A 19,091-nucleotide genomic window follows, 5' to 3' on the forward strand; every position below is an offset into this window, starting at 1 on the left:
CTCGCGAGGGGAGAAGTCGCGAGCTTACGCGACGATGATGTCGCTTCCGCTGGACTCCTCCTCGTCGTCTCCTTCCTTGGCGTCGTCGGCTTTATCCTCTTCGACCTCTCTGTCGTCGGCCGTCTGTTCGAGCTGCTCGCGTCGACTCGGCGCGACGTCGACGCCGACCTCCTCTTCGAGCTGCCGAACGCGCTCTTTCGTCTCGACGAGCTCTTCGGTCAGCCCGTTGACTGCTGCCTGTAGCTCCTTCACCGTCGATTCGAGTTCCTCCACCCGGTTGCTCATGGGGCTACTGCCTGTCGCCGGCCGTATAAAGGTACGTCAGACGTTAAGTAGGGATGTATGATACGTCGTCACACGACCGGCCACGGAGCCGTCTCTGCAGTCGGCTCACCCCGGCAACAGGTAGTTGACGGCCGCGACGACGAGTCCCGCCAGCCCCATCCGCGCGCCCGCGACGTACCACCGTTGTCGGGAGATCGTACTCAGATAGGCGCCGAACGTGAACAGGACGGCGACGCCGACTGCGACGCCGACGACGGTCGCCTGCAGCATCGTCAGCCCTCGTCCCTCGAAGAGGAACGGAAGAAGCGGCAAGAGGACGCCGACGACGGGGCCGAGACCGCTCATCACGGCGTGGACCAACCGAGCGCTGGCCTTCCGCCGCTGGATAGCCGTGTCGTCGAGGTCGGTCAACATCGCCCGCTCCAGACGGAGGATCGCCGCCTGCGTCTCGGCGCGTTCGATCTCCCAGACGCTCCAGACGCCCGACGTGGCCAGGCCGACGGCGGCCCCGAGGCCGACGGCGACGACCGTCGCCCCGTCGGGGACGCCCGAGAGCAGCGACCCGACGACGACGCCGATGCTCGTCAGCGTCCCGTCGAACCCGTTGGAGATGAAGTAGCGCCGGGAGATCGACCGGACCTCCTCGTCCTGCAGGAGCGACCGGAACTGGGAGACGAGACGACGCATCGGCGCGTCAGTCCTGCGGCGTCGCGCTCTCTTCGACGACGACGTCCCCGCAGACGACCTGGTCGACGGAGTGGACCGTCGCGCCGCTCTCCTCGATGGTTCCGAAGACAGCGGTCTCGTTGACGTCGTCGCCCGCGACGGTGAGTTTCAGGTTCTGGACCTCGCGGTCGGTCTCGACGAGCGCCGCGTTCACGCCCGAGACGCCGTCGCAGGCGGCGACGTGGCGAGTGAGCGTGACGATGTCGGGGTCGTGGGGCTTCAGGAGGTCGACGACGAGTCGCCTGACGGGTTCCATGGGGAGAACGTGGACGGACGGAAGCAAAAGGATACGGGGCCGTCAGTTCTCTCGACCGCAGTCCCGTTAGCCTTTAGCCATCGGCACGCAAACCCCGGACAATGACTGCTCAGGCGCTCGAACAGCGAGACCTCGCCTCCGTCATCGGGCTGGAAGTCCACGTCCAACTCGAGACGGCGACGAAGATCTTCTGCGGTTGTTCCACCGCGGCGGTGGCCGACGAAGAGCCCAACAGCCGGACCTGTCCCGTCTGTCTCGGACTCCCCGGTGCGCTGCCCGTGCTCAACGAGGGGGCGGTCGAGGCGGCCGTCAAGATCGGCAAAGCCCTCGACGCCGACATCCCCGAAGAGACGACGTTCCACCGGAAGAACTACTACTACCCCGACCTGCCGAAGAACTTCCAGATCACCCAGTACGACGCCCCCATCTGTCAGGACGGCCGACTGGCGGTCGACATCCGCGACGAGCGGCGCGTCATCAATATCCGACGCGCTCACCTCGAAGAGGACCCCGGCAGCCTCCAGCACAAGGGTGGCAGCATCGACACCGCCGACTACACGCTCGTCAACTACAACCGCGCGGGGACGCCGCTGATGGAGATCGTCACCGACCCCGACTTCCGGAGCCCCAAGGAGGTGCGGAACTTCCTCGCGAAACTCGAAGAGGTGCTCGAGTATCTCGGCGTCTTCGACTCCACCCGCGACGGGTCGCTCCGTATCGACGCCAACATCTCGATGGTGCCGGCCGACGAGGTCGACGACGACGGCGACGTCGCCGTCGAGACGCTCGAGTCGGCGAACCGCACCGAGGTCAAGAACATCTCCAGTCACAAGGGTGCGGAGAAGGCGCTGGCCTACGAGGTCACCCGCCAGAAGAACGCCATCCAACGCGGCCGTGCCGTCGAACAGGAGACGCGCCACTGGGACGAGTCTCGCGGCATCACCGTCTCGATGCGCTCGAAGGAGGAGGAGAAAGACTACCGCTACTTCCGCGAGGCCGACCTGCCGCCGCTGCAGGTTTCGGACTGGAAAGAGCAGATCCCGATCCCCGAGCTCCCCGACGCCCGCCGCGAGCGGTTCCGCGAGGAGTACGGCCTCGACGAGGAGTCCGCCTCGAAACTCACGTCGACGAAGGAGGTGGCGGACTTCTACGAGGACGTCGCCGAGTCGTTCGACCCCGATCTGGCGGCGACGTGGGTCGCCGACAATCTCCTGGGAGAACTCAACTACCGCGACATGGAGATCACGGAGATCACCCACCGTCTCGACGAGTTCAAGCGACTCGTCGCACTCGTCGCCGAAGACGACATCACGACGAAGAACGCCGAGGAGGTCGTCCTCCGGCGGATGCTCGACGACGACGTCGACCCCGACAGCGTCATCGAGGAAGAAGGGTTAGGAAAGGCCGACGACGACGAGATCGGCGGCTTCGTCGACGAAGCTATCGAGGAGAACCCCGACGCCGTCGACGACTACCACGCCGGCGAGGGCGGCGCGCTCAACTTCCTCGTCGGACAGGTGATGCAGAAGTCCCGCGGCTCTGCCGACCCGGGGACGGTCAACGAACTGCTCCGCGAGCGACTGGACGAGTAACGCTCGCTCGGCCGCCTGCTCGGACGACTACTGGTTCGTCTCTGACTCGTAGTGCGGCCACTGCTCGATGGCGACGAACTCCTCGCCGTCGCATCCTGAGCACACGTCGGGTGCTTCGTAGCTGTGACCAGTCTCCGTCTTCACGGGCGAGCCTGCGTAGGCTGACTGACAGCTCGCACAGACGAACAGTTCAACGCGTTCGGGAACGTGAGACATGTGTCGACATACGCCGAGCGTGTGTATCACTGTTGGCGTGTCGTTGCGAGCGGCTATGTTCGAACGCGACACGTTTTTCGGTTCACTGTTCGACTCCAGTCACGTGTCTACGATGCCCGAGAACGAGTCCCCGCTCCCGCTGTTTCTCGCCTTCGCGTTCGTCCTCCTCCTCGCCGCCGCCGTCGCCTTCACACAGGGTGACACCGAGATCTTCGAACACGTGTCGGGTACCGACCTCGTCGTCCTCGCGCTCTGTTTCCTCGCCGGCGTGCTCGTCGTCGTGACGTGGATGGTCCACGCGCTTCGACAGTGGTTCGAGGAGACGATCGACCGTCGTGTCGCCGCTCGGTTGGCGGACGAGCGGTCGTCGACCCTCGAAGACGACTAGCTGGACCGGACCCGAGCACGTCGACGTCTACCGTCCGCTCACTCGTCGCTCGGGTCGGGGTCGTAGTCGGGCCCGACGCAGACCGAGAGCGTCTTCGGCCGGTCGTGCAACACGAGTCGGTCATGTCGACTCGGTTCGCCGTCGACGCTGAAGTTGATAGGGTCGTCGTCGAGCGCATCGAGCGTCAGCTGACTCGCCTGAAAGTGGTGGACGTGCTCCGTGTCCTGGCCGAACACGCGGTGGGCGGCGGCCTCCGCGACCGCGCGACTCGGCGGCATCTGCTCGATGACGACCACCTCGAACAGACCGTCTTCGACGTTCGCCTGGCCGCCCTCTCTCGCGAACCGACGGACGTTGCCGACGAGCGCACCCAGCGCCTCCCCCTCCCACGTCCGTTCCTCGCCGTTCGAGACGGCCGTGAGGTCGATGTGGAGGCCGTCGAAGTCCGTCGCCTCCTGGACGCCAGTGATGGCGAACGCCAGCGACCCGAACCGCTCTTTCAACTCGCTGGACGTCGAGATGCTCGCCTCCGCGGTCAGCCCGGCGACACAGGAGATGAGGAACGGTGTGTCGTCGGCGACGCCGAGGTCGATTCGCCGCTGCTCGCCCCCGTCGAGCACGTCGAACGCTTGCTCGACGTCGGTGACGCCGACGTTTCGCGCGAACAGGTTCTCGGTGCCCGTCGGGACGACGCCGACCGTCACGTCGTCGAGGCCGTCGCCGGCGACGAGACCGCGAACGACCTCGTTGAGCGTTCCGTCGCCGCCGGCGACGCCGAGGACGTCGACGTCGTGGTCGGCGGCCATCGCCGCGAGTTCGACCGCGTGTCCCTCCGCCTCCGTCTCCTCGACGCGGTAGCCTCGCTCGGCGGCGAGCGAACGGACGCGGTCGACGTGGTCGGCGGTCCCACTCGTCGGGTTGAGGACGAGCCAGCGGTCGTACACGTACGGAGTGGCGTCCGCCGAGGTCATTGGTGTACCGGCCGCCGTGGAGGAGACGACGGGACGACACACACGGCGGGACGACATCTACGACACCTGTTGCACCCGCACACGTCCGTACGCATAATGCACGCTCGCTCGCGCACGTTGGGTCGCCGCTGTCTTGCGGTTTTCTCGCTCGTAGCACGAAAGATTTAGGCCGTCGCTTCGCCTATCGCTGGCCAATGAGTCGAGGTCCCGAACTGATCATCACGGAGAAAGACAACGCGGCGAGACGCATCGCCGACATCCTCAGCGGCGAGTCCGCCGAAGCCGAGCGGATGAACGGCGTCAACGTCTACAAGTGGGGTGGAAAGCGCTGTATCGGCCTGTCCGGCCACGTCGTCGGCGTCGACTTCCCGCCGGAGTACAACGACTGGCGGGACGTCGAACCGGTCGAACTCATCGACGCCCCCATCGACAAACAGCCGACGCAGGAGAACATCGTCGCCGCGCTCCGACGACTCGCACGGAAGGCGGGACGGGTCGTCATCGCGACCGACTACGACCGCGAGGGCGAGTTGATCGGCAAGGAGGCGTACGAACTCGTCCGCGAGGTCAACGAGGAGGTCCCCGTCGACCGCGTACGGTTCTCCTCGATCACGAAGCGCGAGGTGACCGAGGCGTTCGAGAACCCCGACGACCTCGACTTCGATCTGGCCGCTGCTGGCGAGGCACGACAGGTGATCGACCTCGTGTGGGGGGCGGCGCTCACGCGCTTCCTCTCGCTGTCGGCCCGGCAGCTCGGCAACGACTTCATCTCGGTCGGACGGGTACAGGGACCGACGCTGAAGCTCATCGTCGACCGCGAGCGGGAGATCGACGCGTTCGACCCAGAGGACTACTGGGAACTGTTCGCCGACCTGCAGAAGGACCAAGAATCGTTCGAGGCGCAGTACTTCTATCTCGACGAGGACGGCAACGAGGCCGAACGCGTCTGGGACGAAGACGCCGCACAGGAGGCCTACGAGACGCTCCAGAGCGAGTCGACTGCGACGGTCACCTCCGTCCGTCGACGGACGCGGACGGACGAACCGCCCGCGCCGTTCAACACGACGCAGTTCATCCGCGCCGCCGGCTCTATCGGCTACTCCGCCCAGCGGGCGATGAGCATCGCCGAAGACCTCTACACGGCCGGCTACGTCACCTACCCGCGGACGGACAACACGCACTACCCCGAGGACCTCGACCCGCGGGAACTGCTCGACGCGTTCACCGGGAGTCGGCAGTTCGGTGAGGACGCCGAGTCGCTGCTCGAACAGGAGGAGATCGAACCGACCACGGGCGAGAAGGAGACCACCGACCACCCCCCGATCCACCCGACCGGCGAACTTCCCTCGGCCTCCGACCTCTCGGAGGACGAACGCGAAGTGTACGAACTCGTCGTCCGGCGCTTCTTCGCGACGGTCGCGGAGGCCGCGAAGTGGGAACATCTGCGCGTCGTCGGCGACGTCGCCGGTCTCTCGTTGAAGGCGAACGGGAAACGCCTCATCGAGGAGGGCTACCACGCCGTCTACCCGTACTTCAACAACACCGAGAGCTTCGTGCCGGACGTCGAGGAGGGAGAGGAGCTCGCGGTCACCGACACCCGCATCGAGGCCAAGCAGACCCAGCCGCCGCGGCGTTACGGTCAGTCGCGACTCATCGAGACGATGGAACAGATGGGGATCGGGACGAAGGCGACCCGTCACGACGTCATCCAGAAGCTCTACGACCGCGGCTACATCGAGTCGGATCCGCCGAAGCCGACGCGGTTGGCGCGGGCCGTCGTCGAGGCCGGCGAGGACTTCGCCGACCTCATCGTCAGCGAGGAGATGACCGCCCAACTCGAAGAGGACATGCTCGCCATCGCCGACGGCGAGGCCGACTACGAGGACGTCACCGACGAGTCCCGCGAGATGCTCCAGCAGGTGTTCGAGGGACTGATGGAGAACAGCGAGGAGCTGGGGTCGCAGCTCAAGGAGTCGCTGAAGGCGGACAAGACGCTCGGGCCGTGTCCGGAGTGTGGCGAGGACCTCCTCATTCGGAAGTCCCGACACGGCTCGTACTTCGTCGGCTGTGACGGCTACCCCGACTGCACCTACACCCTCCCGCTGCCGTCGACCGGCAAGCCGCTCATCCTCGACGACGTCTGTGAGGAGCACGACCTCCACGAGGTGAAGATGCTCGCCGGGCGGAAGACGTTCACTCACGGCTGTCCGCAGTGCAAGGCCGACGAGGCCGACGAACAGGAGGACGAGGTGATCGGCGTCTGTCCCGAGTGTGGCGAAGAACACGGCGGCGAGTTGGCGATCAAGCAACTTCGTTCGGGGTCGCGGCTCGTGGGCTGTACGCGCTACCCCGACTGCGACTACTCGCTGCCGCTGCCCCGGCGCGGCGAGATCGAAGTCACCGACGAGGAGTGTGAGGAACACGGGCTGCCGCATCTCGTCGTCCACTCGGGTGACGAGCCGTGGGAGCTCGGCTGTCCCATCTGCAACTACCGCGAGTATCAGGCCCGTCAAGCGGGTGGGTCGGAGCTGGAGTCGATCCAGGGGATCGGCGAGAAGACCGCCGAGAAACTGAAGGCGGCCGGCGTCGAGGACGTCGCCGGTCTGAAGGAGACCGACGCCGACGACCTCGCGGCGAAGGTCGACGGCGTGGGGGCGGACACGGTGCGGAAGTGGCAGGCGAGTGCGGATTGAGGAGACGAATCTGAGTCGGTAGCCTGCTTCGCCATTGTTGGCTTATCGTACACCTTTTGTAACACTTCTGTGCAACTGCCAGAGCATACACGAAAGTTCCACCACAGCCACATTCTCTCCAACCGATTCGCTCACTCGCTACGTTCGGTCGCTCATCCCCACGCATACGCAGTTCGCGCCAAGACGAAATCGGCCACCAACGCTGGTGGAACATGCTTCTCTAACATAAGAATTAACAATACTCTGAGTATCAATCGTACCATTGATGAGTGACGTGGGAAACGTGTTCTTGGCTCCGTGTAGCAACACACACGCACAGAAACATCTCCGGGACACGGTCATCGACGGTGTTGACCAGTCGCTCTATCGGCCGTTCACCGAGAAGGACTTCGGCGACCGCGTTGCTATCTGGGGAGTATCGCCCGGTGGCGAAAAATACGTCTCACAGATGCGCCACGGTGACGTAATTCTCTTCTACACTGGCGACCACCGGTACCAGTATGCTGCGACGGTTCTGACGACCGAGCGCAACCCGAACCTCGCGGCAGCCCTGTGGACCGACTACGACCTTTCGCTCCGCAACAACATGGACGACCTGTGGCCGTACGTGATGTATCTCTCGGATGTACGGGAGGTCGACATCGACAGCACGAATCTCCATCACGAACATGCCGGTCACAGTCGTGGGCATCCGCAGAACTTCATGCGGTTGAACGACACTGGAAAGCGGAGCATCAAACACGAGTACGGGAGCGTGCTGGAGTACGTCGACACTACGAGATCGACGGACAGTCGACCGGCTACGACGACGCCGAGAGCCACCTCTACCAGCGAGCGCACGAGACACCAGAGTTGAGAGAGGACAACACCCAATACACCGAGACGTATCGACGGGCGCGCTCGTCGGCGTTCCGGAAGGGAGTCAAGCAAGCCTACGATTACCACTGCGCGATCTGTGGGGCCGAGCGTCGGTCACCGACGGGCTACCCGGAGGTCGAGGCGGCGCACATCTACCCCCGAAGCGAGAACGGCCGCGAAGACATCAGAAACGGGCTCGCTCTCTGCAAACTCCACCACTGGGCGTTCGACAACGGGTGGCTGTCGATCCGTGACCAGTACGAGGTACTTGTCCGTGACGAACCTGACCAACCCGGCTACGAGGAGTTCGTCCAGCTCCAAGACCGCGACCTGTACCTCCCGAACCGTGAGACGTTACACCCGGCTCGGCTGTTCCTGCGAGAACACCGCGCACTCCACGGCTTCTCTGCCGACTGAGCGTCGCTACCGCACCACTCACCGATTCGCACCCTTTTTCATCCCCTCACGGAGTATAGCCCCCAATGACTACTCCCTGGACAGACTGGGACCACATCACCAAGATCGACCCGGACAAGTCGCTCGTGGAGGGCGAGACGTTCGAGGACGTCTGTGCGACCGGCACCGACGCCCTCGAGATCGGCGGCACGCTCGACATGACCGAAGAGAAGATGGAACGCGTCGTCGACGCCTGCGCGAAGTACGACGTCCCCATCTATCAGGAGCCGTCGAACCCCGGCGTCGTCATCGACGACGACGCCCTCGACGGCTATCTCATCCCGACGGTGTTCAACGCCAAGGACTCCTTCTGGGTCACCGGCGCGCACAAAGAGTGGGTCCGTATCGAGGACGGTCTCGACTGGGACCGCACCCACACCGAGGCGTACATCGTGCTCAACCCCGACTCCTCGGTCGCCGAGTACACCGAGGCCGACTGCGACCAGAACGCCGACGACGTCGCCTCCTTCGCCCGCGTCGCCGAGAAGATGTTCGGTCAGGAGATCGTCTACGTCGAGTACTCCGGTACCTACGGCGACCCCGAGAAGGTCGGGGCCGCCCACGACGCGCTGGAGGAGTCGACGCTGTTCTACGGCGGCGGCATCCACGACTACGAGACGGCCTACGAGATGGGAAGCAACGCGGACGTCGTCGTCGTCGGCAACCTCCTGCACGACGAGGGCGTCGACGCGGTCCGAGAGACGGTCGAGGGCGTCACCGACGCCCACGCGGAACTGGCCGAACCCTGAGCGGCGGTCGATCGTCGGCCACGTCGCCGACTCCCGAGAGGAGTCCCGAGCCAGGGTCAGTTCGCGTTCGCTACGCGCCGTTCGAGTCCGGACCCGACTCCGGTTGCTCTCCGGGCGACGTCGAGTCCTCGTCCTGTCCGAACCAGTAGAACGGACAGGTGTACTCGTTGTGGACCAACTCCTCTTCGACGATCTCGAGGCCGAGTTTCGAGAGGTCGCGTCCGATGCGGCTGAGGTCGTCGCTGTCGCGGCCGACGGCGACGACGTGGAGGTTCTCCTCGCCGGTCATCAGTTCGCGGACGGAGACGACGCCGGGGACGTCCATCGCCTCGCGTGCGAGCTGCTCGCGCTTCGGGATCGGCGCGGTACAGAAGATGATCGTGAACAGCTGGTAGCCGACGAGTTCGTAGTCGATGTCGAGATGCGTCCCCTGGATGACGCCGTCGCTCTCGAGGCGGCCGATCCGGTTCCGAACCGTGCTCGGCGACACGCCGTAGTCCTCTGCGATCTCTGCGGCCGACGTACTCCGTGCGTCCTGCTGGAGGCGGTACACGATGTACCGGTCGAGTTCGTCCAACTCGCGGTTCGGCATACCCTGTCAGGTGGCCCGGTCGCTGAAAGCGTTTGCGTTCCCTAGAGCAGCTTTCGTTCGAGTCTGCGGCCGAGCCACCCCGGCGTCGTCTCCTCGCGGGGACGGACGAGCACCGAGGGGCAGTCGACGGCGACGGAGACGGAGTCGCTTCCCGTGACCAAGAGGTCGGTCTCGCCGGTCTCGAGATCGGAGGCGCCACCGTCGGGGCGGAGGAACCCGGTCCGGACGGGCGACGAACAGAGACTCGCGATCTCCGCGTGGTAGTCGTCGATGGCCCGTCGCTGCCCGTCTGAGCCGAACTCGTCGACGACGTACTCGAAGCGGACCTCCGCGTCGTGTGCGGTCGCGATCGCGTCCGCGATCGCCACCTTCGCCGAGTCGTACGGCCCCTCGTCGGTGACGACCGAGACGACGTCGACCCGACCGAGACCGACGTCGTCGACGTCGAGTTCGCCGTTCGTCGACAGGTCGCTGGCGTCGGTCGAGCCAGCGGCGTCGACGATCACCGCGTCGCAGTCGGTGTGTGCGAGCACCCACTCGACGTCGGAGCCGAACAGTCGCTCCCGGAGCCCGTCGGGTTCGGTCTCCATCACCAGCACGTCGACGTCGGTCGACTCGACGTGGTGGGCCAGCGCGTGTCGGGTGTCGTGGCTGACGACCTCGCTCACGCGAACGGGGACGTCGAAGTCGTCCGTCATCGCGTCGGTCCGTTCCTCGAACTCGACGTCCTCGGGCGACTGCGCCGTCGCGGCGTCGAGCGGCACCTGGTCTGCGACGTGGTCGAACCGAACCACGGAGACGCTCCCGTGTTGCGGGCGAGCGAGGTCCGCCGCGACCTCGACGAGCGTCCGCTCGTTCGAGCGGGTCATCTCTTCGGGGACGGCGACCAGCACCTCGTAGCCGCCGGTCGCGGGCGTGACCGCCTCACGAGTGCGTTCGACGGCCTGACTGCCGAGTTCGCGCCGGATGGCGTCGACGGCGGCCCCCTCGCGGTCGACGCGACTCCGCCCGTACGCGAGATACCACGCGACGCCGACGACGGTGATGACGAGGGCACCGACGAGCGGGACCGTCCCCATCTGCGTGAGCAGGATGAGGCCGCTGCCGACGCCGAACAGTTGGACCCACGGGTACAGCGGCGCGTGGAACTCGGGTTCGTACTTCATCGCGCCGCGGCGGAACGCGATAAGTGCGACGTTGACGAGGACGAACACGAGGATCTGGAACGCGCTCGCCAACTTCGCGATGTCCGCGATGGGGACGAACGCGATGAGCAGGAGGAGCACCACACCGGTGACGGTGATGGAGGCACTGGGGGTGCCGAACCGGTCGCTGATCTCACCGAGCGACGGCGGTGCGAGGTTGTCCCGACTCATCGCGAAGGGGTACCGCGAGGAGGAGAGCACGCCCGCGTTGGCCGTGCTCACGAGTGCGAGCAGCGCGGCGACGACGACGGCGAGGACGCCGACCGTCCCGAGGGCCGCGTCGGCCGCCACCGCCATCGGTGCGCTGGAGTCGCTGAGCGACCCCGGTTCGGTGACGCCCAGCATCACGAACACGATGAGCACGTACAGCACCGTCGTGAAGGCGAGCGACCCGAGGATGCCGAGCGGGATGTTTTTGCCGGGGTCTTCGATCTCTTCGGCGACGCTCGCCACCTTCGTGACGCCCGCGTAGGAGACGAACACCAGCCCCGTCGCCTCGAGGATGCCGCCGACACCGCTGTCGAAGAAGCCGTCGTAGTACGCCGTCTCGACGCTCGGGACGCCGCCGACCGCGAACCACCCCAGCGCGACGAGCATCACGGCGACGATGGCGACCTGCAACTGGCCGGTCTGCTTCGCGCCGAAGACGTTGACGACGACGAGCAGCGCTGCGAGCGCCAACGCCAGCGGCGTCGTGATGCTCTGTGGGACGTCGAACAGATAGATGAGATACGGGACGCCGCCGACGAGCGCCAACGCGCCCTTGAACGACAGCGCGAACCACGTCCCCGCACCGGCGACCGTTCCCAGCAACGGTCCCATCCCACGTTCGATGAACAGGTACGTGCCGCCCGACTCGGGCATGGCGGTCGCCATCTCGGCCTTCGAGAGCGCCGCCGGCACCACCAGCAGTCCGGCGATGAGATACGCGAGCACCACCGCCGGCCCGGCGATGTCGGCGGCGAGCGCCGGGAGGATGAAGATGCCGCTGCCGATCATCGCACCGATGCTGATCGCGAGCACCGAGAACAGCCCCAGGTCGCGTTCGAGGCTCTTCGGCACTACGTCTCACCTCCCCGCTCTGGCGGCTCTCCGAACGCCGGGGCGAGTGATGTGGTGACTGTCCTCCCGTCGTCGAGGGCTCTGTCGTGATTCATAACGAATCGACTCTCTACTGGATTTTATCTGCTGAATCAAGATAAAGTAGCCGGTCTCGTTGCGTAATTGTCCTCTCCGTAACGAACGTTGATGAATGAGTCCGGAGAGCGCAACGCCGTCGAATCGACCGTTTTTAAGCCCCGTACGATGAAACGAGCACACATGCAGGACCGAACGTACACCGCAGACGCCGAACCCGGTGACCACGTCAAAGTCGCCGGCTGGGTCCACGAGATCCGCGACCTCGGCGGCATCGCCTTCTTGATCCTCCGAGACAAGTCGGGGAAGATCCAGGTCAAGTTCGAGAAAGACGAGATGGACGAGGAACTCGTCGAGACGGGACTCGGCGTCCACCGCGAGAGCGTCGTCGTCGTCGAGGGCGGCGTCGAAGAGGAGCCTCGCGCGCCGACGGGCGTCGAGGTCACGCCCGAGTCGGTCGAGGTGCTCGCCGACGCCGACCCCGAACTCCCGCTCGACCCCTCCGGGAAGGTCGACGCCGAACTCTCGACGCGACTCGACAACCGGACGCTCGACCTCCGGAAGGACGAGGTGAAGGCGATCTTCGAGATCCGCGCGGAGGTGCTCCGCGCCGCCCGCGAGGAGTTCCGCAGCCAGTACGCGACCGAGATCAACACGCCGAAGATCGTCGCCACGGGGACCGAGGGCGGCACCGAGCTGTTCCCCATCACCTACTTCGGCAAGGAAGCGTTCATGAACCAGTCGCCGCAGCTGTTCAAGCAGCTGATGGTCGGCTCCGGGCTCGAACGCGTCTTCGAGATCGGTCCGATCTTCCGCGCCGAGGAGCACAACACGCCGCGACATCTCAACGAGGCGACCTCCATCGACTTCGAGTCGGCGTTCGCCGACCACCAGGAAGCGATGGACGTCTGTGAGGCCGTCGTCAAGGCGGCCTACGAGGCAGTCGCCGAGAACTGCGAGGAAGAGCTGGAGGCGCTCGACCTGCAAGACGAGTTCGAGGTTCCCGAGGGCGAGTTCCCGCGTCTCAGCTACGAGGAGGCCATCGAGCGCATCAACGCGACGGGCGAGCTCGACGAACAGCTCGTCTGGGGCGACGACCTCCCGACCGAGGGCGAGAAGGCGCTCGGTGACGACGTCGGCAGTCACTACTTCATCACCGACTGGCCCAGCGAGATCAAGCCGTTCTACATCAAGGACCACGACGACGACGAGCAGCTCTCGACGGGGTTCGACATGATGCACCCGACGATGGAGCTCGTCTCGGGCGGTCAGCGTGAGCACCGCTACGAACAGCTCGTCGAAGGCTTCGAGCAGCAGGGGCTCGACCCCGAGTCGTTCGACTACTACACGAAGATGTTCAAGTACGGGATGCCCCCGCACGCCGGCTTCGGCCTCGGTGGCGAGCGGCTCATCATGACGATGCTCGGCCTCGGCAACATCCGCGAGGCCGTGTTGTTCCCGCGAGACCGTCAGCGGCTCTCGCCGTAAGGCGAGGCCGCTGTACTCGAGTGGGAACAGGGAGCAAATCGCCGATTTGCGACCGAGTTCCCGCGGGACCATCAGCGCCTGTCGCCGTGAGGCGACAGACCGACGAACGGTCGCACCGCCGCGGTGCGTTTATGCTTCTCACGGCCGACACTACGCGTATGCATCGAGGACCGTCCCCCCTCCGTGCCGACGGCGGACCGGACGACGACACGCCGCTGCAGGAACTCGTCGCCGGCGTCGTCGTCGCCCTCGTCTTCCTCGTCGGCTTCGGCCTGTTGGCGGTCGGCTACCCGTGGTTCTGGATCGCCTTCCCCGTCGGGTTCGCCGGCGTGCTCCCCGCGGCGCTCGCGCTCACGAAACTGTACGAACGCAGGCGGGAGACGAGCGACGCCGACGCGGTCGACGTCCCCGACGAGCGTTCCGACGCGCTGGCGACGCTCCGCGCTCGGTACGCCCGCGGCGAGCTCGACGAGGCGGAGTTCGAGCGGCGACTGGAGCGACTGCTCGAGACCGAGAGCGTCGCCGACGCGAGCGAACACGTCGCTCGCGAGCGCGAACGAGAGCGAGAGCAGGTCTAAAAGCGCCGACGGCCCGTCGACTCCGCCGTTTCGACGGCCACGTCGCTTTTTCCGTCTTGGTCCCTACGTCGGGTATGTCCGAGTTCAACGACCACGTGCTCGCGGAGGCGGGAGACCGCGGAGAGAAACTGCTCGTCGACGATCTCGTCCTCCTCATCGAGCGCCACGACGCCGACGTCGGTCGCGGCGTCGCCGTCGACCGGGTCGAGGCGTACGCCGAGAAACTGGCCGCGCAGGACGCCCCCGTGAAACCGGAGAAGATCCGACCCGCCATCGAAGAGCGGCTGACCGACAGCTACCGCTGGGCGGCCGACGCGACGACGAGCGGGACCTGGTTCGGCTCCGGCACGCTCTACGACGTCGGCGACGGGCGCGTGAGCGTCCTCCCGGCGTACTGGCACGACGAACTCGCCGGGGAGACCGATCTGACGCGCTATCTCGAACTGATCGCCGCCGACCTCGACGATAACCGGGAGTTCGACAGCGGCGGTCCCGACACCGGCGTCCCCGAGACGCTGCTGGTGAACGCGGCGAGCGTCCTGAGCGACCTCCGGTGGCGCGAGGCACGGGCGCGACTGGCCGACCTCCGCGAGGAGGGGGTCGTCGCCGAATCGGCCGACCAACACCCCAACGCCCGCGTCCATCTCGTCGGCGAGTGACCCTCTACGACGCGACAGCAGACGACCGAGGAGCCTCGGCGACCCACGAACGCTGCCCTCTGCTCGGGCGGAGATAACAACCGTTAATCGGTCCCCTCTACTCCTTGTCGACGATGACCGACGAAGCCACGGCGTTCGTCCCCGGCCACGTCACCGGCTTCTTCAGCGCCCATCCGGCCGACGAACCGGTGAAGGCGGGTTCCCGTGGCGCGGGCGTGACGCTCTCACACGGCGTCGAGGTGACTGTCCGGCCGAGCGACGGGGCGACCGCACTGGAACTCGACGGCGACGCCGTCTCGATGCCGCCCGTCGAACGCGTCCTCGACGCACTCGGCGTCGACGCCGCCGTCCGCGCCGAGACGTCGCTCCCGCTCGGCGCGGGGTTCGGCGTCTCGGGCGCGATGGCGCTCGGGACGGCGCTGGCCGCCAACGTCGTCTTCGACTGCGGCCGCTCGGAGAACGAACTTACGGCGCTCGCACACGTCGCGGAGGTGCAGTCGGGGACGGGGCTCGGCGACGTCGTCGCACAGGCCCGCGGGGGCGTCCCCATCCGGCTCGACCCCGGCGCACCCGGCTACGGGCGACTCGACGGCGTCCCCGCCCGACCCGCCGTCGAGTACGTCACGTTCGGCGAACTCTCGACCGAAGACGTGCTCTCGGGTGACACCGATCGACTGTCGGCCGCCGGAGAGGACGCGCTCGCCCGGCTCGTCCGCGAACCGACTCTCACGCAGTTCATGTACGCCTCCCGACGGTTCGCCCGCGAGGCCGGTCTCCTGACCGACGAGGTGACCGAGGCGATCCGCGCGGTCAGCGACACCGGCGGCGAGGCGTCGATGGCGATGCTCGGCCGAACCGTGTTCGCGTTCGGGTCGGGCCTCTCGGATGCGGGTTACGACGCGGTCTCCTGTCGAGCCCACCCGGCGGGTGCGACGCTCCGGTGACGACGGGAAGCGAGGGTTCCTGCGGCTTTTTCAGTCCCGGCGTCTCACTCGGGGTATGAGCGACATCGACGTCCCCGAAGACCACCCGCGATACGAGTCGTTGCTCACCCGACACCGTATCGAAGACGGCGTGGAGAAGGGCATCACCAGTCGACAGGGACTCATCGCGCAGGGTCGCGGCGAGGCGTTCGACTACCTGCTCGGCGAGCGAACCATCCCGAGCGCCGACGCCGCCGAACGGGCGGCCGCCGCCCAACTGCTGCTGGCCGAGCACGCAGTGCTCTCGGTGAACGGCAACGTCGCCGCGCTCGTCCCCGGCGAGCTGGTCGAACTGGCCGAGGCGACCGGCGCGGCGCTCGAGGTGAACCTCTTCAACCGGACCGACGAACGGATGCAGGCCATCGTCGACCACCTGCGCGAGCACGGTGCCGACGAGGTGAAGGGGCTCACCGCCGACGGTCGCATCCCGAACCTCTCGCACGAGCGCGCGAAGGTCGACAGCGACGGCATCGGCGACGCCGACGTCGTCCTCGTCCCGCTGGAGGACGGCGACCGCGCGGAGGCGCTGGCGGCGATGGGGAAAGTCGAGATCGTCGTCGACCTCAACCCGATGTCGCGGTCGGCGCAGGCCGCCGACGTCCCCATCGTCGACAACATCGTCCGTGCCGTGCCGAACGTGACCCGGCACGCCCGCGAACTCGCCGACGCGTCCCGCGAGGAGTTACAGCGGATCGTCGACGAGTTCGACCGCGAGGCGGCGCTCGCGGCCGCCGAGCGTGCGATTCGTGACGGTGGGGGACGAGACGGGTGAGGAACCTCAGTCGAAGCCAGAGATCAGCGTCACGACCCACTGTGCCGGGTCGCGTCGGTCTCTGACCTCGACGGCCTCGACCCACTTGACCCACTGGAACCCCCGTCGGCCCGGGGCGACGAGTCGCAGCGGCGCGCCGTGACCGTGGCTCAGTCGCTCGCCCGCGACGTGAGTCGCGAGCAGGGCGTCGCGGGCCTCCGCGAGCGGGAGACTCCACCGATAGCCCGTCACCGATCGGAACCGCACCCACCGCCCCGTCTCGTCGACACCGGCCTCGTCCAGTAGGTCGCCGACGCGGACGCCACGCCAGTCTTGGACGGTGTACCACCCGCTCGTACAGTCCAACAGCGCCCGGCGTTCGCTCCCGCCGTCGAGTTCTTCCATCCGTAGTTCGAGCGGGTCGGCGACGAGACCGTCGACGCGGAGTCGCCACGCCTCGCGGTCGACCGGGTCGGGGTCGTCGGCGACCCAACTCGTGACCGGGAACGTCGGTCCCTCGACCGGTTTCGACCCGGTGAACCGCCGCGTCGCACCCGTGGTCTCGAACGCCTGGTTGACGACCTGTTGGCCACGCCAGAGCAGCGCGCCGCCGACGAACAGGCCGGTGTACCGGAGCGCGTCGCGGCGGCCGTCGACGTCGGTCCGCCGCGGGCGGCGAAAGCCGGGGAGCGTCCGACGCGTCCAGAGATGCGCGAGGAGCGACGGGACGACGAGCAGTCCGAACAGGATGTGGACGTTCAGCGCGCCCCAGTACAGCAGTCGGAAGTCGCCGCCGAACACCCAGAACAGCCCCGTCGCCAGCGCGCCGACGGTGACGACGGTGAGTCCGACCGACAGCCACGTCGCGCTCGTTCGCAGTCGGCGGTCGGTGAGTCGATCACGGACGCGCCAGAGTTTGAGACCGACCACGGCGACGAGCGCCACGCCGGCGACGCCGTGCGCCCAGAAGACGACCGCACCCGACGGGTCGCCGACCGTGAGACTCAGCAGTCCCGACCCGACCAGGAAGCCGACGAGGACGAGGAGCGTCCAGTCGACGAGGCGGGCCGACGGCGTCGCTCCGGCGAACCACCGTCGCAGTCGGTTCGTCACAGTCGAACTAGTGGCTCGACGCCTATGACTGCATCGCGAAGAAAGAGACGTTCGGCGGCTGCAGTTGGGTTACTGCTCGTCTTCGTCGTCGTCTTCGTCGGTCTCGGTCTCCGTGTCGTCCTCGTCCGTGTCCGTATCCGTATCGTCGGCGTCGGCGTCGAGACCGGCCTCGTTTCCGCCGGCGTCGCTCTCGTCGCTCTCACTGCTCTCGTCTGTCTTACTGCTCTCGTCGGTCTCGTCGTCGACGTCCGCCTCGTGGCCACCGGCGTCGGTCTCCTCGTCGACGTCGTCGGTCACGTCCTCGAAGGTCGCCTGGCTCGTGTCGGACTGGCTGCGACGGCGGTACTTCATCGCGGCGTACGCGCCACCGGCGGCGACGCCGACGAGTGCCAAGCGGGGGAGCGTCACCAGTCTGGACCCCGAGTCGGCGTCCTCCTCGTCCGCCGAGTCGGGGCTGGCGTCGGTGTCGGCCGACTCGCCTTCGACCGCCTCGACGTCGACGGCCGTCGACCGGTCGGCGTTCGCGGTTGCGTCGGCGGCCCCGCTCTCGCTCTCGTCGTCCGAGGAGCTCCGTCGGCGTTCGAGCAGGGTGGCCCCGCCGACGATAGCTGCCGAGAGCAGTTCGCGTTTGAGCTCCGCGTCGGTCATCTCGCCGAGCGCCTCGACGGCGCTCGCGACGTCCATCTCCTCGTTCAGCACTGCCGTCGCGATGTTGTCGTCGTCTGTCGTGTTCATCGATATACGCCACCCTTCGAGTGTCACCCTCCCAAACGTTTCGGCCGTCCGCCGTTCTCCCGGCCCGTGGTTCGGCCGTTCGGCCGACTCGTTATACCGCCTGCCGTCGTACTCTCTGTCATGGTGAGCACTGACACACCCGGGCCGGACGTCGTCGACGACGCCGTTCTCGCCGAGTTGCGGACGCACGAGACGTGGCACGGGCCGCATCTGATCCGTGGAATCGAACGCCACCATCCGGAGACGCATCCGGGCATCCCGCTGACGCTGTTCGACGCCTACGCCGAACGGCTGGGGTACGACGTCGAGCGGTCGCACGCCGACGTCGAGGCGAAACTGGTCGACGACGCCGACTGGCGGTCCGCCGACGTCTACTACCGTGTCGGTGACCACGTCAGCGCCTACCCGGCGAGTTGGCACGACCAGTACGAGGCGGGCGGACTCCGAGGGCTGGTCGGCACGATGCGGCGGCAACTCGGTCACGACGTCAGCCGCGACGAACTCCTGCGAGCGCTGGGGGCGATCGCGGGCGTCGACCGGCGGACGGCCGACGCGTTGCTGACGGACGCACGGAAGAGAAAGCGGGTCGTCGTCCGACCGCGGACGAACCCCGAGGCGTTCGTCTATCCGGCGAAACTCACCGAGTGAGCGTCCGGGCTA

At 66.8% G+C, this 19,091-nt stretch carries 21 protein-coding genes; 12 read left to right on the plus strand and 9 right to left on the minus strand.

Features of this window, described 5'->3' with window-relative positions:
* Nucleotides 1–24: 24 nt before the first annotated feature.
* The 3 genes from EOHIBHHM_RS03085 to EOHIBHHM_RS03095 form a co-directional block, all read right to left on the minus strand.
* Complete coding sequence (locus EOHIBHHM_RS03085) at nucleotides 25–285, minus strand: DUF7518 family protein (RefSeq protein ID WP_497254522.1); 261 nt, start codon at nucleotides 283–285, stop codon at nucleotides 25–27.
* Nucleotides 286–390: 105 nt separating this feature from the next.
* Complete coding sequence (locus tag EOHIBHHM_RS03090; protein WP_497254524.1) at nucleotides 391–972, minus strand: VIT1/CCC1 transporter family protein; 582 nt, start codon at nucleotides 970–972, stop codon at nucleotides 391–393.
* 7 nt (nucleotides 973–979) lie between these two features.
* A complete protein-coding gene (locus EOHIBHHM_RS03095) occupies nucleotides 980–1,267 on the minus strand; it encodes a DUF211 domain-containing protein (RefSeq protein WP_497254526.1) in 288 nt (95 codons plus the stop codon).
* Nucleotides 1,268–1,368: 101 nt separating this feature from the next.
* Between EOHIBHHM_RS03095 and gatB the strand changes: the two genes are divergently transcribed.
* Nucleotides 1,369–2,859: an Asp-tRNA(Asn)/Glu-tRNA(Gln) amidotransferase subunit GatB gene (gene gatB, locus EOHIBHHM_RS03100; protein ID WP_497254528.1), complete on the plus strand. Its 1,491-nt coding sequence runs from the start codon at nucleotides 1,369–1,371 to the stop codon at nucleotides 2,857–2,859.
* 27 nt (nucleotides 2,860–2,886) lie between these two features.
* Here gatB and EOHIBHHM_RS03105 read toward each other — a convergent pair whose 3' ends face one another.
* Complete coding sequence (locus EOHIBHHM_RS03105) at nucleotides 2,887–3,075, minus strand: hypothetical protein (RefSeq protein ID WP_497254530.1); 189 nt, start codon at nucleotides 3,073–3,075, stop codon at nucleotides 2,887–2,889.
* Nucleotides 3,076–3,178: 103 nt separating this feature from the next.
* Here EOHIBHHM_RS03105 and EOHIBHHM_RS03110 point away from each other — a divergent pair, with 103 nt between their 5' ends.
* Nucleotides 3,179–3,463, plus strand: a complete 285-nt coding sequence (locus EOHIBHHM_RS03110) for a hypothetical protein (RefSeq protein ID WP_497254532.1) — start codon at nucleotides 3,179–3,181, stop codon at nucleotides 3,461–3,463.
* A 38-nt stretch (nucleotides 3,464–3,501) separates the two neighbouring features.
* On the opposite strand, the gene EOHIBHHM_RS03115 is transcribed toward EOHIBHHM_RS03110, so the two are convergent.
* A complete protein-coding gene (locus EOHIBHHM_RS03115; protein ID WP_497254534.1) occupies nucleotides 3,502–4,434 on the minus strand; it encodes a diacylglycerol/lipid kinase family protein in 933 nt (310 codons plus the stop codon).
* Nucleotides 4,435–4,628: 194 nt separating this feature from the next.
* Between EOHIBHHM_RS03115 and EOHIBHHM_RS03120 the strand changes: the two genes are divergently transcribed.
* From EOHIBHHM_RS03120 to EOHIBHHM_RS03135, 4 genes are all read left to right on the plus strand, one after another.
* Complete coding sequence (locus EOHIBHHM_RS03120; protein WP_497254536.1) at nucleotides 4,629–7,127, plus strand: DNA topoisomerase I; 2,499 nt, start codon at nucleotides 4,629–4,631, stop codon at nucleotides 7,125–7,127.
* A gap of 265 nt (nucleotides 7,128–7,392) precedes the next feature.
* Entirely contained in the window at nucleotides 7,393–7,983 is a 591-nt protein-coding gene (locus EOHIBHHM_RS03125) for a hypothetical protein (RefSeq protein ID WP_497254538.1), read from the plus strand.
* Nucleotides 7,980–8,402: an HNH endonuclease gene (locus EOHIBHHM_RS03130; protein WP_497254540.1), complete on the plus strand. Its 423-nt coding sequence runs from the start codon at nucleotides 7,980–7,982 to the stop codon at nucleotides 8,400–8,402. Before EOHIBHHM_RS03125 ends, EOHIBHHM_RS03130 begins: the two co-directional genes overlap by 4 nt.
* A gap of 65 nt (nucleotides 8,403–8,467) precedes the next feature.
* Nucleotides 8,468–9,190: a phosphoglycerol geranylgeranyltransferase gene (locus EOHIBHHM_RS03135; RefSeq protein ID WP_497254542.1), complete on the plus strand. Its 723-nt coding sequence runs from the start codon at nucleotides 8,468–8,470 to the stop codon at nucleotides 9,188–9,190.
* A gap of 70 nt (nucleotides 9,191–9,260) precedes the next feature.
* On the opposite strand, the gene EOHIBHHM_RS03140 is transcribed toward EOHIBHHM_RS03135, so the two are convergent.
* On the minus strand, nucleotides 9,261–9,782 hold the full coding sequence (locus EOHIBHHM_RS03140) for an Lrp/AsnC family transcriptional regulator (RefSeq protein WP_497254544.1): 522 nt from the start codon (nucleotides 9,780–9,782) through the stop codon (nucleotides 9,261–9,263).
* Between the two features lie 41 nt (nucleotides 9,783–9,823).
* The gene (locus tag EOHIBHHM_RS03145) at nucleotides 9,824–12,049 is read right to left on the minus strand and encodes an amino acid permease (RefSeq protein ID WP_497254546.1); all 2,226 of its coding nucleotides are present in this window, start codon (nucleotides 12,047–12,049) and stop codon (nucleotides 9,824–9,826) included.
* Between the two features lie 258 nt (nucleotides 12,050–12,307).
* Between EOHIBHHM_RS03145 and aspS the strand changes: the two genes are divergently transcribed.
* From aspS to EOHIBHHM_RS03170, 5 genes are all read left to right on the plus strand, one after another.
* Nucleotides 12,308–13,612 carry an aspartate--tRNA(Asn) ligase gene (gene aspS, locus EOHIBHHM_RS03150; RefSeq protein WP_497254548.1) on the plus strand — a complete coding sequence of 435 codons (1,305 nt, stop codon included), beginning with the start codon at nucleotides 12,308–12,310 and terminating at the stop codon, nucleotides 13,610–13,612.
* 158 nt (nucleotides 13,613–13,770) lie between these two features.
* Nucleotides 13,771–14,190: an SHOCT domain-containing protein gene (locus tag EOHIBHHM_RS03155; protein ID WP_497254550.1), complete on the plus strand. Its 420-nt coding sequence runs from the start codon at nucleotides 13,771–13,773 to the stop codon at nucleotides 14,188–14,190.
* A gap of 74 nt (nucleotides 14,191–14,264) precedes the next feature.
* The gene (locus tag EOHIBHHM_RS03160) at nucleotides 14,265–14,849 is read left to right on the plus strand and encodes a hypothetical protein (protein ID WP_497254552.1); all 585 of its coding nucleotides are present in this window, start codon (nucleotides 14,265–14,267) and stop codon (nucleotides 14,847–14,849) included.
* A 113-nt stretch (nucleotides 14,850–14,962) separates the two neighbouring features.
* Nucleotides 14,963–15,793 carry a pantoate kinase gene (locus tag EOHIBHHM_RS03165; RefSeq protein WP_497254554.1) on the plus strand — a complete coding sequence of 277 codons (831 nt, stop codon included), beginning with the start codon at nucleotides 14,963–14,965 and terminating at the stop codon, nucleotides 15,791–15,793.
* A 55-nt stretch (nucleotides 15,794–15,848) separates the two neighbouring features.
* Nucleotides 15,849–16,604 (plus strand): 4-phosphopantoate--beta-alanine ligase, encoded by a 756-nt coding sequence (locus tag EOHIBHHM_RS03170; protein WP_497254556.1) that lies wholly within the window; start codon nucleotides 15,849–15,851, stop codon nucleotides 16,602–16,604.
* Nucleotides 16,605–16,610: 6 nt separating this feature from the next.
* Here EOHIBHHM_RS03170 and EOHIBHHM_RS03175 read toward each other — a convergent pair whose 3' ends face one another.
* On the minus strand, nucleotides 16,611–17,696 hold the full coding sequence (locus EOHIBHHM_RS03175; RefSeq protein WP_497254558.1) for a molybdopterin-dependent oxidoreductase: 1,086 nt from the start codon (nucleotides 17,694–17,696) through the stop codon (nucleotides 16,611–16,613).
* Nucleotides 17,697–17,765: 69 nt separating this feature from the next.
* Nucleotides 17,766–18,431, minus strand: a complete 666-nt coding sequence (locus EOHIBHHM_RS03180) for a hypothetical protein (protein WP_497254560.1) — start codon at nucleotides 18,429–18,431, stop codon at nucleotides 17,766–17,768.
* Between the two features lie 120 nt (nucleotides 18,432–18,551).
* Here EOHIBHHM_RS03180 and EOHIBHHM_RS03185 point away from each other — a divergent pair, with 120 nt between their 5' ends.
* A complete protein-coding gene (locus EOHIBHHM_RS03185; protein WP_497254562.1) occupies nucleotides 18,552–19,079 on the plus strand; it encodes a hypothetical protein in 528 nt (175 codons plus the stop codon).
* Nucleotides 19,080–19,091 lie beyond the last annotated feature (12 nt).

The sequence above is a fragment of the Halogranum roseipondis genome (genome assembly GCF_059695585.1).